At 43.9% G+C, this 14,855-nt stretch carries 11 protein-coding genes; 7 read left to right on the top strand and 4 right to left on the bottom strand.

The window, feature by feature from the left end:
• Nucleotides 1–108: 108 nt before the first annotated feature.
• Together ACZ1GZ_RS16935 and ACZ1GZ_RS16930 are read left to right on the top strand one after the other, a co-directional pair.
• Complete coding sequence (locus tag ACZ1GZ_RS16935; protein WP_472666042.1) at nucleotides 109–1,563, top strand: mannose-1-phosphate guanylyltransferase/mannose-6-phosphate isomerase; 1,455 nt, start codon at nucleotides 109–111, stop codon at nucleotides 1,561–1,563.
• A 9-nt stretch (nucleotides 1,564–1,572) separates the two neighbouring features.
• Nucleotides 1,573–2,304, top strand: coding sequence for an HAD-IIB family hydrolase (locus tag ACZ1GZ_RS16930; RefSeq protein WP_472666041.1), 732 nt, complete (start codon nucleotides 1,573–1,575; stop codon nucleotides 2,302–2,304).
• 17 nt (nucleotides 2,305–2,321) lie between these two features.
• Here the strand turns inward: ACZ1GZ_RS16930 and ACZ1GZ_RS16925 are convergent, their stop codons facing one another.
• From ACZ1GZ_RS16925 to ACZ1GZ_RS16915, 3 genes are all read right to left on the bottom strand, one after another.
• Nucleotides 2,322–3,734 (bottom strand): sigma-54-dependent transcriptional regulator, encoded by a 1,413-nt coding sequence (locus ACZ1GZ_RS16925; RefSeq protein ID WP_472666040.1) that lies wholly within the window; start codon nucleotides 3,732–3,734, stop codon nucleotides 2,322–2,324.
• Between the two features lie 10 nt (nucleotides 3,735–3,744).
• Nucleotides 3,745–6,732, bottom strand: coding sequence for a PAS domain S-box protein (locus ACZ1GZ_RS16920; RefSeq protein ID WP_472666039.1), 2,988 nt, complete (start codon nucleotides 6,730–6,732; stop codon nucleotides 3,745–3,747).
• 128 nt (nucleotides 6,733–6,860) lie between these two features.
• On the bottom strand, nucleotides 6,861–7,877 hold the full coding sequence (locus ACZ1GZ_RS16915; protein ID WP_472666038.1) for a LacI family DNA-binding transcriptional regulator: 1,017 nt from the start codon (nucleotides 7,875–7,877) through the stop codon (nucleotides 6,861–6,863).
• A 135-nt stretch (nucleotides 7,878–8,012) separates the two neighbouring features.
• On the opposite strand from ACZ1GZ_RS16915, the gene ltnD reads away from it, so the two are divergent.
• The 4 genes from ltnD to ACZ1GZ_RS16895 all read left to right on the top strand — a co-directional run bounded on the left by ltnD (nucleotide 8,013) and on the right by ACZ1GZ_RS16895 (nucleotide 12,134).
• Nucleotides 8,013–8,918, top strand: a complete 906-nt coding sequence (gene ltnD / locus ACZ1GZ_RS16910; protein WP_472666037.1) for an L-threonate dehydrogenase — start codon at nucleotides 8,013–8,015, stop codon at nucleotides 8,916–8,918.
• Entirely contained in the window at nucleotides 8,915–10,147 is a 1,233-nt protein-coding gene (gene otnK / locus ACZ1GZ_RS16905) for a 3-oxo-tetronate kinase (protein ID WP_472666036.1), read from the top strand. Before ltnD ends, otnK begins: the two co-directional genes overlap by 4 nt.
• Before the next feature lie 53 nt (nucleotides 10,148–10,200).
• Entirely contained in the window at nucleotides 10,201–10,959 is a 759-nt protein-coding gene (locus tag ACZ1GZ_RS16900) for a hydroxypyruvate isomerase family protein (protein WP_472666035.1), read from the top strand.
• A 194-nt stretch (nucleotides 10,960–11,153) separates the two neighbouring features.
• On the top strand, nucleotides 11,154–12,134 hold the full coding sequence (locus tag ACZ1GZ_RS16895) for an aldo/keto reductase (RefSeq protein WP_472666034.1): 981 nt from the start codon (nucleotides 11,154–11,156) through the stop codon (nucleotides 12,132–12,134).
• Nucleotides 12,135–12,218: 84 nt separating this feature from the next.
• Here the strand turns inward: ACZ1GZ_RS16895 and ACZ1GZ_RS16890 are convergent, their stop codons facing one another.
• Nucleotides 12,219–13,250 (bottom strand): substrate-binding domain-containing protein, encoded by a 1,032-nt coding sequence (locus ACZ1GZ_RS16890; RefSeq protein WP_472666033.1) that lies wholly within the window; start codon nucleotides 13,248–13,250, stop codon nucleotides 12,219–12,221.
• Between the two features lie 258 nt (nucleotides 13,251–13,508).
• Between ACZ1GZ_RS16890 and ACZ1GZ_RS16885 the strand changes: the two genes are divergently transcribed.
• A complete protein-coding gene (locus ACZ1GZ_RS16885; protein ID WP_472668343.1) occupies nucleotides 13,509–14,774 on the top strand; it encodes an ABC transporter substrate-binding protein in 1,266 nt (421 codons plus the stop codon).
• The last annotated feature ends 81 nt before the right edge of the window (nucleotides 14,775–14,855 follow it).

The following is a 14,855-nucleotide window of genomic DNA, read 5'->3' as shown; positions in this document are numbered from 1 at the left end:
AATAACTTATTGTTTTTGTTCATTAAAATTACAAAATTTAATCCTTAATAAAATTCTGGCCTGCGAATTGCAGCTACTTGAACAAATATCAAATTCAAGGAGTGCGTGATGCGTAATACGTTTAAAGTTACACCAATTATCTTAGCTGGCGGTTCAGGAACACGCCTTTGGCCGGTATCGCGCGGCGCGATGCCGAAACAGTTTTGCAAGATTTCAACAGCGGCTAGTTTGTTCCAACAAACCGTGAAGCGGGTTTCAAACGATGCGTTATTTAACGCACCGATCATCGTCTTAAATGAAGAGCACAAAGACATTGTTGATCAGCAGATGCTTGAGGTCGGTATCAAGGCGCGATTGCTTGTATGCGAGCCGGCTGGCCGCGATACGGCAGCCGCAATTGGTTTGGCTGTTAGTTTGCTTGATCATCCTGAAGAGGATGTAGCGCTTGTTCTTCCCTCAGATCATCATATTGATAATCAGGGTGAATTTGAGAATGTTGTCAGACAAGCAAACTATGCTGCGATGGATGGTAAGTCTATCGTTACGTTTGGCATTAAGCCGACGCGTCCTGAAACTGGTTATGGATATATCAGAGCAGGGGAGAAGCGCGGATCGTTGAATATTCACGACTTGGATATCTTTTTGGAAAAGCCGGATAAGGAGCTTGCCGAGGAACTAATTCAGGATGAAAATATCTACTGGAACGCGGGTATTTTTATGTTCCATCCGCGATTGGTGGAGGATGAGATTAAAAACAACGCTCCTGAATTATATTTGCAGGTTCGGAAAGCTATCTGCCACGGTCAACAAGAAGATCAGGTGTTTTATCCAGACCGCTGGTTGTTTGAAGGGATTACACCGATTTCCTTTGACTATGCTGTGATGGAGAACACCTTGCATGCGGCCGTGGTTCCAGCTGACATTTTATGGTCAGATATGGGGAGTTGGGAAGCTGTGTGGGAGCGCAATGAGAAAGACAAAGACGATAATTCAATTATCGGCGAAACTTATTGTGAAAACACAAGCGGTTCTCTCGTGATTTCTGATGGTCCTGCTGTCGCAGTTTCTGGGTTGAGTGATGTCGTTGTCGTTGCGCAAAATGATGCGATCCTTGTGACCTCACGCAAAGATACCCAACTTGTGAAAAAACTCGTAGGGCAAATGCAGGTTAAAAATGTGGGTCTTGTTGAAAGCAATGCAAAGGTATCAAACATTTGGGGCGAGCGCACAATTTTACACAATACAGGCACCCATCAGGTATCCACATTGAAGATTTTGCCTCACAGAGAACTATCAGATCAAAATTACAGTATGAACGAAAAAAGCTTGTTCATCAAATCGGGCACAGTGTTTTTTGCTGGTGAAAACAAGCTTGAAAAATATTCTGCAAATCAACGTATTGAGATCAATGCTGAAACCCGTTTTTGTCTTCAAAACCTGAACGACGAGCCAGTTGAAATTATCGAAGTTCAGCAAACTGCATCCGTGAGAAAATCGGGCTTTCAGTATCACCCTAGCATTAACCTGCAGGAATTTTCACGCGATGAAACCCATATCGCTTAGGAGGTTGTCATGACGCATATCTATTTATTTGATGTCGATGGAACTTTAACACCCAAGGGCTCTGCCATCACGAGTGAAGTTGCGACAGAATTTTTGAAGTTCGCTGAAAATTTTCCAAGCTATTTATCAACTAGCAAAGCCTATAAAGATTTGCGGCAGATCCTGCCAAGTAAAATCATGGAAAGCTGCAAAGGTATCTATAGCAGTTCCGGCTCTGAATATTATGAAAACGGAGTGAACATTTATCGCAAAGAACATAAGTTCTCTAAGTTTTTGAAATCAGTTTGCGAGAATTTTGTTGAAGAGAGCAATTTCAGATTTAAAACCAGTGGACATTTCCAGCGTCGCCCTGGGGCGTTGACAATCTCTGTTGTGGGGATGAACTCAAAAAGGCCCGAGCGTATCCGTTACATGGTTTGGGATCGTTCTGTGAATGAAAGAACGCGATTTATAGAGCAGTTAAACGAAAGTGATCTGGGTTACGATGCGTTTTTGAGCGGTAACTTAAATATCGAGGTGTTACCGCGCGATCAAAATAAGTCTGCGATTGTTGATGATTTAATTGAGCGACATGGCGTGAAGCGTATCACCTTTTTTGGTGATCGGATCTCTCAGTTTGGTCATGATTTACCACTCGCAGAACGATTGCGTGAGGTCAGCATCTATAATCGAGTAATTTCGGTCCCAAATCCTTCTCATACCAAACATCATATCGAGCGTTTGTTAAGTGCTGGGGGATAAAAAGTGTCAAAGCTGATTTATTCGCTCCAACTTTCCTTTTTTCGGTAAATTGTTGAAGGGCTGAGTTGGAGCATTTCAGATGCTTTTGGAATACTGCCATCACAAGCGTTGATCGCAGCTTCGATAATTTCGCGCTCGATATCTGCAAATGATTTCTCAAGATCAACAGCAAGTGATAAACCTCCCTTTGAAACCGTGCCTGGCGCAGAGGCGTTTGCGGTACTTATTCCGTCCTCTGTATGCGAAGCTTTTGGCAATCGTGTCGCGAAGTTTAGCATTGAGGCGTCGATTTCTTCTCCGTCATTTAAAATGATTGCGTTTCGAATGACATTTTGAAGTTCACGAACGTTTCCAGGCCAATTGTGATTTAAAAGTGCATCCTCTGCATCTTCGCTAAATGTCTTGAAATCTTTTTCTTCCTCTTTTGAAAAGTTGGTCAAAAGATTAAGGCCAATTTCTATCACATCACCTTCACGGGTTCTCAAGGGTGGAAGTTCAATTGGAACAACGTGCAGGCGATAATACAGATCTTCCCTAAAGCGCCCTTCTTCTACCTCCTGGATCGGATTTCGATTGGTTGCGCAAACTATGCGAACATCGATCTTTTCTAATTTGTCACTTCCTACTTTTTGTACGGTGCCAGTTTGTAAAAAGCGTAAAAGCTTTGATTGCAGATCCAGATCCATTTCGCAGATCTCATCTAAAAACAATGTGCCTCCATTTGCGGATACCGCTGCACCTACACGATCGGAAGTCGCACCAGTAAATGATCCTTTTATGTGCCCAAAAATCTCAGATTCGATAAGTTCCTTGGGAATTGCAGCACAGTTAAGTGCGATAAAAGGCGCTTTGTTTCTGGGGCTGGCATTATGAATAGCTTGGGCGCAAACTTCCTTACCTGTTCCACTTTCACCCGTGACAAACACGCTGGCTTTCGAGCGTGCTACCGCTTCAATGGTTTTATAAACCGCGATCATGGGTAAGCTTGAACCAATAAATCCGTGGTGATCACCTTTTTTAAATGTGGAACGGATTTCGCGGACAGCTTTTTGCAATACCTCGCGTTCTAATGCGTTTTTTGTTGTGGTTAGAAGGCGTTCTTGTGATGCTGGTTTGACGATAAAATCATAGGCCCCACGGCGCATTGCATCGACCGCCGTGGTGATCGATCCGCTGGATGTAACCACGACAACACTGATCTCCAACTCGCGTTGCTGAACAATGTCCAACAGCTCTAAGCCGTTCATGTCGGGTAGTTGCAGATCGAGCAGTATCGTTTTAACGGATCCGCGTTCGATATGCGCCAGCGCTTCTTCGCCGCTTTCTGCAATGTCGGCAGTGATCCCGGCCTTGATCAGCCAGTTTTGCATGACTTTAGCAACTGAACCTGTGTCTTCAACAATTAAAACATCGGATGCCTGGTTGGTCATAATTATGGCCTCAATTTTCGTCGCGGAATTCGACTGTTTGTTTGACGTGCGTAGATCTAACCCACGTTAATATTTTTTCAGATTCTTCGATCATTTTATAAGCCTGTGTGAGGTTTACCTGACCGTTGATACATTGCTCATTTGTCTGGCTGGCATGCACAAATAATTGCGTTGCACCAAATGTGCCAGATAGCCCTTTAAGTCCGTGGCTGGAGCGTTCTAACAGCGCAAAGTCTTCGGATTTCACAGCAATGTTTGCGTTGTTCAGATGTCGATTTAAATCGCGCGCGAACATGCCAAATAGTTCTGAAATATCATCGTCATCCATGCCATCGGTCACTTGCGAAAGAGTTTCTTGATCTAAAACATCTTCAGTACGCAATGTGGTTTCAGTTTTCGGCTCGTCCGTCGTAACTGCTTGCGTTTGCAGCACATTGTTAATGACAGCTACGACATCATTTCTAAAGACGGGTTTGGAAAGAAACGCATCCATGCCAGCATCAAACACTTTGAGTTTGTCTTCTTCTTGTGTGTAAGCAGTCAGCGCTACGATTTTTATGTTTGATTTTTCAGGCACAAGATTTCGGATGTGGCGTGTCGCGTCTAATCCGTCCATATTAGGCATAGAAACATCCATGAAAATCAGATCATAGGAATTGTTTTTAACAGCCTCCAAAGCTTGTCGCCCATCAGATACAATATCTGTATAACATCCCAACCGCTTCAAGATTACTGAAATAATCATTTGATTGGTTTCGTTATCGTCCGCGACCAGCACTTTAAGTGGCTCGTTGTTGTGTAATTCTGCGTTCAGAACTGTTTCCTCATGATGTTCTTTCGTAGCGTTTCGAACTTCAATCAGCGGCAAATCAAACCAAAATTCTGAACCAAAGCCATAGGTGCTTTTAAATGCTATGGAGCCATCCATCGCTTGAACAAGCGCTTTACTAATGGCAAGACCTAATCCGGTGCCGCCAAACTTAGTTGAATATTCTTGGTCTAGTGTTGCAAACTCGGTGAAAAGTTGATCTTGTTTGTCCTCAGGAATTCCCAAACCTGAATCCTTGACGCTAAAACGTATGTTGGGCTTTTTCTCTGAACCTTTGTTTTCAACCAAGATCTCAACACTGCCCGCATTGGTAAATTTGATCGCGTTGCTCACAAGGTTGATGAGGACCTGATTGATACGGTGGCGATCGCCTGTGAGATATTCTGGCACGTCACTGTTTACGGATGAGATTAGTTCAACATTTTTATTGTAAGCGCTGGCTTTGACCAGGCTTGTGACGCTTGAGATAGCATTTTCAACATGGAAAGACCCATGCTCAATCTCAAGACGACCAGCATCCAGCTTAGAGAAATCCAAAATGTCATTGATAATAGTCATAAGCGAAATGCCAGATTGGTTTGCCACTTCTAAATGGTTCTTTTGCTCTGTTGTGAGTTTGGTATCTTTCAATAAATCCAAAATGCCCAAAACACCGCTCAAAGGTGTTCGAATTTCATGGCTCATCATTGCAAGAAAACTCGCCTTGGATTTGTTGGCAACTTCAGCGTTTTCTTTTGCTGTTAGTAGTTCTTTTTCATCGGCTTTTCGCTGGGTAATATCCCGCGCGTAACCAATGAAGATCGAGCCCAGGGGACTATCAATATTGCGCACTGCCAATTCAAGTTCAAACTCTTCTCCTGATTTGCGCATACCTTCAATTTCAATTCGATTGCCTAAAACAGGACCTTCGCCGGTATCCAAATAATGCTTCATTCCTGCAAGATGCGCGTCACGGTATTTCTCAGGCACAATCAGATTAGCCATTTTCTTGCCAATGGCTTCGTCTGCAGAATAACCAAATATCTCTTCAGCTGCTGGGTTGAAGCTAATTATCCTATCTTTGGAATCAATGACAATAATTGCATCAAGCGCTGATTGAACCGCTTCTTCAAATTGTGCTAGCGCTTTTTTCTCTTGTGCTAAGGCTTTCTTTCTGTCGCTGATATCTCGGATAAATCCAGCAAAGCTCAACTTGTCACTGCTATCGAACTTATTGATCGCCAACTCAATTGGGATGGTTTCATTGTTTTTGTGCACACCGATAGATTCAAAAGGTTGCCCAACGAGCTGGCTTTTACCCTCATGGATAAACTGCTGAATATCGGCGCGAAGCAAATCAGCGTTTCTTTCAGACATTAATTTTGCAACGCTTTGGTTTGTTAGTTCATCGCGTGAATATCCAAACATTTCTTCGAGCGCTGGGTTTGTGTGCTCAATGATCCCGTCGGCATTGACGATGACAACACCATCGCTTGTAGAGCGAATGATAGAGCGCATTCTTGCAAGGCTGTTTTCAGCAACGGTCGCCGCTTCGGCCAAATCATCGACATGGGCTGAACTCATGAGCAATTGTCGCGCGTAGGTCACCACCAGACATAGCACACCTACGATGGCGATATAGCCGATCATGAACTCTATATTTGCGCCAATGAGCAGTTTGGTACTGGTGACATATTCAGCGTATGACGTTGTGATTTGTGCGCCGGAATAAATGGAAAATATTAAGAGAAGTATCCAGCCTGTCACAACAGTAATCGCGGCTGTTAGAATAGACCAAACATCAATTCTCACTGTGCGTACACAGGTATAGACCAATAAAAATATTACTGACGGTGTTTTAAATACAGTTTCAAACGGTAAATCATAGGCGAAGCTGTAGGAGATGATGAGTAAGAACAACAAAATGCCGTCAATTACAGTCAGCGTGTAGGCAAGTCTGTTTCTTAAAGGTACTTCTTTTGCGAAATTGGCTCTTAAAAGAGATGATATCAAAAGAAAGCCGGTAATGACTGCTGTGAACTGGGAAAATGAATGCCAATCATTGCGAAATGCAGAAAAAGCGTGAAGACAAAAAATTGCAATCGCTAGAAGGAGTTGAATGCCTGAAATGGCATATTCCCCGCGACGATCATTTTGTTCTAAAGCTTTTTGTATCTTTTCGTTGGCCATCTTTCCCCCTAAGGTAACCCAACATTCTAGTATGAAACTAATAATTTTATATTTACGCAAAACATCGAATTTAACGTTGCAAAATGCGATTAATGATATCTCGAGGGGCGGTTTATAGGTCTTGCAAACTAGGTTGTTTCACCCTCAATAAGCTCAATATCAAACTGGTGTGTATGATTGTTCTCTTGTTCAGAATTCTTGTCAGAAATCCAATTCGCAGCTTCTACTCCAATGTCATAACGCGGTGTTTTTGTCGTTGTGATTTGAACGGGAAGCGCTTCTAAAAAGCTTAATCCATTAAAGCCTGCAAGAGCGATATCATCAGGGACTTTCAGACCTTCAGCAATGCAATGCATGAGCCCCCCAGCTGCCAAATCATCATTTGCATAATATATAACGTCTGGTTTGTCCGAACCAGATAAGACATCCGCCGTAAGTTCTCGTCCTTCTTTCATAGAAAGCATTTTTTGTGAAATTCGCGTTTGCGAAATAACACCACCGTGGTTTTCTATATAGGCTTTAAAAGCATCAAAGCGTTTTCTTGCGCGCTCGTCCAGCCAAGCGATATAGGCAAAATTTTTGTACCCTTTGTCTAAGAGATATTTTGCCATTTGCTCTCCCGCTGCTTTTTGGGAAATACCAAAACTTGCAGCAATTGCAGAGCCGTCCACGTCCATTATTTCAGCGGTTTTAACCCCGGTTTGCTCGATGATTCGTCTTAAGCCATCTGTGTGTTCAAGACCTGCAAGGATTAGCCCGCGTGGGCGCCAGGATAATAGATCAAAAACAATCTCCTCCTCGCGTTCCAGTGAATATTCCGAAACACCAAATACGGGTCGTAAATTGTTGTTGTTTAAAGTATCGCTAATGCCGGATAGGACTTCGGTAAATACCCGGTTTTGCAGACTGGGAACGACGACGCCAATCAAAGGGTTGTCATATTTTGACATGCCGCCGGCCAATCGATTATGCACATAACCAATGCTTCTGGCCGCATCTTGTACACGTTGTAACACATCATTTGAGACATAGCCTGTGCCACGCATGACGCGGGAAACGGTCATTTGGCTAACGCCTGCAACGCGCGCAACATCGTGCATTGTTGGTGGATTAGAGTATTGATTTTTCTTGTTTTTATCCGACATATCTCTATCTGGAAGTTATTCAACTTTTCAAATCTAATAATAGCATCTTGACATATGTTTGCGCAAACATATATTTTTAACTCAATATGTTTACGTAAACATACAAGTTATAAACGCAAAATTGTGGGAGTGTTCATGCCAGGTCATCAAACGGCGGCAGTATTTGGGTTAGGTGCGATGGGCTATGGCATGGCCTCATCTTTGTTAAGGAGTGGTATTAAGACTTATGGTTTTGACGTTGTGTCGGCACAGATGGAAAAATTTCAATCTGATGGCGGTCAAAAAGGCTCAATAGAAGATGCGTGCGCTGAGATCTCTATTGCTGTTGTATGTGTTTTAAATGCTGAGCAAACTGAAGATGTTATATTTGGGGACAATGGCATTGTTGCTCAGATGATAGAGGGTTCTGTCATTATTGCATGTGCGACAGTGCCGCCTGAATTTGCAAAAGATATGGAAAAGCGATGTGCAGAACAAGGTGTTGGATATTTAGATGCACCGATTTCTGGCGGATCTGCAAAGGCAGCTTCGGGTGATTTATCCATCATGGCATCGGGCTCAAAAGAAGCGTTCCAACTGGCAAAACCCGCGCTAGATGCGTGCGCGCAAACTGTGTTTGAACTTGGCGATGAAGCTGGGGCAGGATCTGCAATGAAAGCTGTCAATCAACTGCTTGCAGGCGTACATATCGCAACAATGGCAGAAGCTCTAACCTTTGGTATGACGCAAGGTGTGACACCGTATAAATTCATCGAAGTTATCTCGCAATGTGCAGGGTCAAGTTGGATGCTGGAAAATCGCGCACCACATATTGCAAATGGGGATTACACACCTTTGAGCCAAATTAATATCTGGCCGAAAGATCTTGGCATTGTGCTTGATGTAGCTAAAAAGGCCGGTTTTAGCGCGCCAATTACATCAACAGCCCTCCAACAATATATGGTGGCAGTGGGTATGGGGCTGGGCGGTCAAGATGATGCTGCTATTGCAAAAGTGTATGCCCGTAATGTTGGCCTGAAACTTCCCGGAGAAACCCAATGAAACTTGGGTGCATCGGAGATGATTTTACCGGGTCAAGCGATTTAGCAAATACACTTGCTAAAGGCGGTATGCGGACCGTGCAATATTCGGGTATTCCAAATGAGGATGCGCAAGATTGGGTTGAAGCCGGTGTTGTATCGTTAAAATCTCGCTCTATTGATCCAGACGAGGCGGTGGCTCAATCGCTAGAAGCTCTTGCATGGCTAAAGGCGCAAGGCTGTACACAATTTTTCTTCAAATATTGCTCGACATTTGATTCAACAAAAAGGGGTAATATTGGCCCCGTTGCGGATGCTTTGGCAGATGCACTTGATGCTCACAAAGTCATAGTTTGTCCGGCATTTCCGGGAACCGGACGCTCCATCTTTCAAGGGCATTTGTTTGTCAAAGATAAATTGTTGAATGAGTCTGGAATGGAAAATCATCCTCTGACTCCCATGACGGATGCCGATATTCGGCGCTGGTTGTCTTACCAATCAAAATATGATGTGGGGCATGTGGACATCGCGGCAGTGCAGGGTGGTCCAACGGCAATTGCGCATAAACTTGGTGAGGTGCACAATCGTGGGCAACGCCTTATTGTGGTTGATGCGATTATGGATGATGATCTAACCGCGATCGGTCAAGCTGCAAAAGAATTGCCGTTGATTACCGGCGGATCCGGCGTTGCGCTGGGACTGCCAAGAAATTTCGGTTGCCAACCAGCGCGTCCTCAATGGCGTGGCCAGAGGGGGAAAGTTGCAGCGCTTTCGGGATCGTGTTCAATCGCAACTCGCGAGCAAATTAACGTGCACAAAGATGTTGGCCCAACATTTGAGATCAGTGCGCGCAATGTTATCGAGGGTGAGTTAAGTGCGAAAACACTTATCGACTGGTTCTTAAATCAAGATGGTGTTCCGCTTGCGTATAGTTCGGCGGATCCAGATGCTGTTAAAGCTATTCAAGATGAATATGGTTTGAAAAAATCATCGGAAGCATTGGAAGGTTTCTTCGCTGATGTCGCTCGCGGATTAGTGTCCAACGGTGTTGCTCGCATTATCACAGCTGGTGGAGAGACATCAGGTGCCGTGGTCGAGGCGTTGAATATTTCTCAGCTTGAAATTGGCCCTGAGATTGCGCCTGGGGTTCCAGCACTTCGTGCCAATGACAATCTTGTTCTTGCACTCAAATCTGGAAATTTTGGACAGCCAGACTTTTTTACCCAAGCAAATAAGATTTTGTCAGAATGATTGTAAACGATGTGTGCAAGATTGGTGAATGGATTTAATGTGGAGTGGAATGATTGATTAAGTTTTCTGCAAATTTGGGTTTTCTGTGGACCGAAAAATCTCTACCTGATGCAATTCGAGCCGCAAAATCTGCTGGCTTTTCTGCCGTTGAATGTCATTGGCCTTATGAAACTCCAGCCGAACTTGTTGATGCAGCGCTTAAAGAAACTGGCCTTACCATGCTTGGGCTCAATACAATTCGTGGAGAAGAAGGTCAAAATGGATTAGCTGCGTTGCCCGATCGTAAAGCTGATGCGAAGGCGAGTATCGATCAGGCGATTGAATATGCTTTGAAGATAGGAGCTCAAAACATTCATGTCATGGCTGGATTTAATGAGACTTGCGATGGCCGACACACATTTATTGATAATTTAGAATATGCCTGCGAACGCAGTAGTGAGCACGAGCTCACAATGTTGATTGAACCGCTTAATAAATATGATGCTCCGGGCTATTTTCTTCACACGACAGATCAGGCGGTTGAGATCATTGAGGATGTTGGTCGACCAAATCTTAAATTGATGTTTGATTGCTATCACGTTGGACGCACAGAAGGAGATGTGAGTACAAGATTAAAGGATTTACTCCCTATCATTGGTCATATTCAATTTGCATCTGTGCCAGACCGTGGTGCGCCTGATCATGGCGATTTAAACTACATAGAGATATTCACGACAATCGAACAAATTGGTTGGGATAAACCTCTTGGTGCTGAGTATAAACCGGTTGGTTTGACAGATGACAATTTGAATTGGATGGATGAATATCGTTAAAAGCTAAATGGTTGGCCCATCCGTGCACCAGATAACAATCCTTATCTCAACCATCGCAACGTAGATATTGCGCAAGATCATCTTGAGAAAATCGCATGACGCATTGGTCTATGTTGACGTTTACAAAGGAGTAAGGCGATATATCACCAAAACTAATACTCCTGATGATCGTCGCGAAATATGGAGGGAGATCAATGACCAAGATGCGGAAAAATCGCGTTGGAGAGACTGATGTGCATGTAACGGAATTGTCTTTCGGCTGCTCAAGCATCGGCAATCTTGGGCGCATAGTGGACGATGAAAGCGTGCATGATGTTTTAGATCATGCTTGGAATGCAGGCATTCGTTATTTTGACACAGCTCCACATTACGGCAGGGGTTTGTCGGAGCAAAGATTGGGCAGGTATCTATCCGGCAAAGATAGAGACGATTATGTAATCTCGACAAAAGTTGGTCGTGTTCTATCGCCCGGCCCATCGCTTTGTGAAGCAGATGGGTTTGTTGACCCTTTGCCCAATGCAGTGCATTATGATTATACAGCCGATGGTATTTTGGAGAGCTTTGAGCATAGCTGCAAGTTGCTCGAGACTTCCCATATCGATATTATATTTGTCCATGATATTGGCGATTATACGCATGGTGTTGTTAAAGGTGCTCAATATCTAGATCAGCTTTTAGGGTCCGGATTTAAAGCTTTACATGATTTAAAAAGCGCTGGAAAAATAGGTGCAATTGGTCTTGGTGTTAATGAGACGAAAGTGTGCCTTGATATCATGGCGCATGAACGCCTTGATACGATTTTGCTTGCTGGCCGTCTGACACTGTTTGATCGGGAAGCTGAGGAAGGTTTGCTTGGCCTGTGCGCTGAGCATGAAACCAATTTGGTTCTGGGTGGTATTTTTAATTCAGGAATATTAGCAACCGGACCAAATCCAGGCGCGTGGTTTAATTATGCCCCGGCACCTGAACATATCTTAAAACAAGTTGAAGAATTGGAAGCCAACGCTGCAGACGTTGGTTTAACGCTGGCCGAAGCTGCGATCCAATTTGGTCTGCGCCATCCGGCGGCTTGCTCCGTATTGCTTGGTACGGGAAAAGTGTCTTCTTTGGAGCGAAACCTCAACGCAGCTGAACTTGAACTTTCTGAAAATGCGTTAGAATTTGTTACGCGCTAAGTTAGCGTTATAAGATGGTTCTCACATGCACATTGATCTCATCAAAGTCATCGTCGAAATATATTTCTAAGTTTATTCTTTAAATCAACGGGTGGGGGCAGGGCCTGTGGAATCACCAATGGTGAGTTCAACCTCGAGCAATTCCGTTGGAGGCTCCATTAATGGGTCTGCAATCATTTGAATGAGCAATTCTGCTAAGCGTTGACCTGCTTCTCTGACAGATGATTTTGTCGCCGTGAACATTGGCACATCAGCTGTATTGTGGAAATAGGAGAGGCGGTCATCATGGGTGACGATTGATATGTCCTGTCCGACCGTTAATCCGGCTTGTTGCACAGCACGTCGAGCGCCAAGGGCAACAATGATCGAAGCTGTTAATATTGCTGTCGGCGGGTTTTCTAATTTAAGTAATTCAGCGGTTCTTTGATAGCCATAGCTTTCTGTCATATCAGATGAAAATATGATGCTCGGATCGATTTCTATGCCATGGGATAAAAGCGAACTTTCATAACCTTGTTGGCGACGATGGGCAAAATCCATGTGTTCACGACCGTTAAGCAGGGCAATTCGCCGATGACCCAAATCGTGCAGAAAATCTGTTGCACGAACAAAGGCGGATCTGTTGTTTACGTCAAGCCAAGCGTACGGAACTTTGCATTCACTGGCGCGTCCGTGCACGATAAAAGGGATGCCGAGTTTGTTTAAAAACTCAATCCGTCCATCATCAACAGAAGGGCTTTGAACCACAACTGCATCAACAGTGCTTTGTGCCTTAAACTCACGATACACCTGATATTCATCTTCGCCCGGGGGAACAATAGAGAGCAGCATTTTATAACCGTGCTTGGAATAAACCTCTCCAACGCCGGCAACGAAATCACCAAAGACCGGGTTTACCATTTCATTTTGATTGGTGGTTGAAATGACATGCCCAATTGATAAAGCTTGCCCTGTTGCCAAACCGCGGGCGGCTTTATTGGGTGCATAATTATTTTGTTTTGCAGCTTTTTGAACACGTTCACGCGTGCGTTCGGATACTTCAGGAAAGCCGTTTAAGGCCCTACTTACTGTGGTCTGACTAAGATTCAGTAGCTCTGAAAGTTCCTTTAAATTCATGCTAGGATTTTACTTAAAGCGCTATCAAAATCAATGAATATTTTGGTCATATTCACATATATGTCTAAATGAGAGAATCGTATCAGTACAACAACGTTTTTCTATCTATCTGAATTTATTGGTAAAAATATCTCGCTTGACAAGTTGTCCAAAATGGCTGCTATAATGAGTTTTCCAAAGCGCTTTGGAAAATATTTAAATATGCACCGTTTTTAAACTTGGATGCATAAACCGGGAGAAGATCTTATGAAACTTATGATGAAGCAATTTTTGTTGGTTGGCGCTGCCTCAATGGCATTGGGCGCATCTGCTCATGCAGAGCAGCTAACTGTATTTGGTCCTTGGCTTGGACCTGACCAAGAGAAGATTGAAAAGGTACTTGGCGATTTTGCGTCCAAATCTGGTCATGACGTACGCTATGTGGGTTCAGATAGCTTTGAACAACAAATCATGATTGATGCAGAAGCAGGTTCTGCACCAAACGTTGCTGTGTTCCCACAGCCAGGCCTTGCAGCTGATATGGCAAAACGCGGCTTCTTGACGCCTCTTAAAGACGGCACAGCCGATTGGGTAAACGCAAATTATGCAGCAGGATCTTCATGGGTTGATCTAGGCACATATGCAGATGAGAATGGCGCTGATAACCTTTATGGTTTCTTCTACAAAGTGGATGTGAAATCACTTGTTTGGTATAGCCCAGAAAACTTTGAAGATGCTGGCTATGAAATTCCAACAACAATGGAAGAGCTTAAAGCGCTAACAGATCAGATTGTTGCAGATGGTGGTACACCTTGGTGTATTGGTCTGGGTTCCGGTGGTGCAACTGGTTGGCCTGCAACTGACTGGGTTGAAGACATGATGCTTCGCACACAGTCACCTGCAATGTATGACAAGTGGGTATCTAACGAACTTAAATTTGATGATCCTGCTGTGATCGCTGCGATCAACGAATTTGGTGCATTTGCATTGAACGACAAATATGTTGTTGGTGGTTCAGGTGCAGTTGCTTCAACTGATTTCCGCGATAGTCCAAAAGGTATGTTCTCATCACCGCCACAGTGCTATATGCACCGTCAAGCATCGTTTATTCCAGCATTCTTCCCAGAAGGCACTGAAGTGGGAGAAGACGCTGACTTCTTCTACTTCCCTGCCTATGCTGGAAAAGACCTTGGCTCGCCAGTACTTGGTGCTGGTACGTTGTGGGCGATCACAAATGAGAACCAAGCTGCGCATGATCTAATTGCGTATCTTCAAGACCCTGCAGCGCACGAAATTTATATGGAGTTGGGCGGTTTCCTAACACCACATAAAGGTGTTGATGTGTCTAAGTTCTCAGATAAATCAACTGCAAAAATGAACGAAATCCTCTTGGGCGCAACAACATTCCGCTTTGATGGTTCTGACTTAATGCCTGGTGGTGTTGGTGCAGGTTCATTCTGGACTGGTATGGTTGACTATGTTGGCGGTAAAGACGCTGGTGAAGTTGCCTCAGGTATCCAAAAAAGCTGGGATGCTTTGAAGTAATCTCATAAGATATAAAACGAATAGTCCCAACCCGGTTGGGGCTATTTTATGACCTCGTTTTTTAGCGATGTATAAAACTTT

The sequence above is a fragment of the Lentilitoribacter sp. JB5-8 genome, from assembly GCF_055693385.1.
This window is presented reverse-complemented; position numbering and strand designations above follow the sequence as displayed.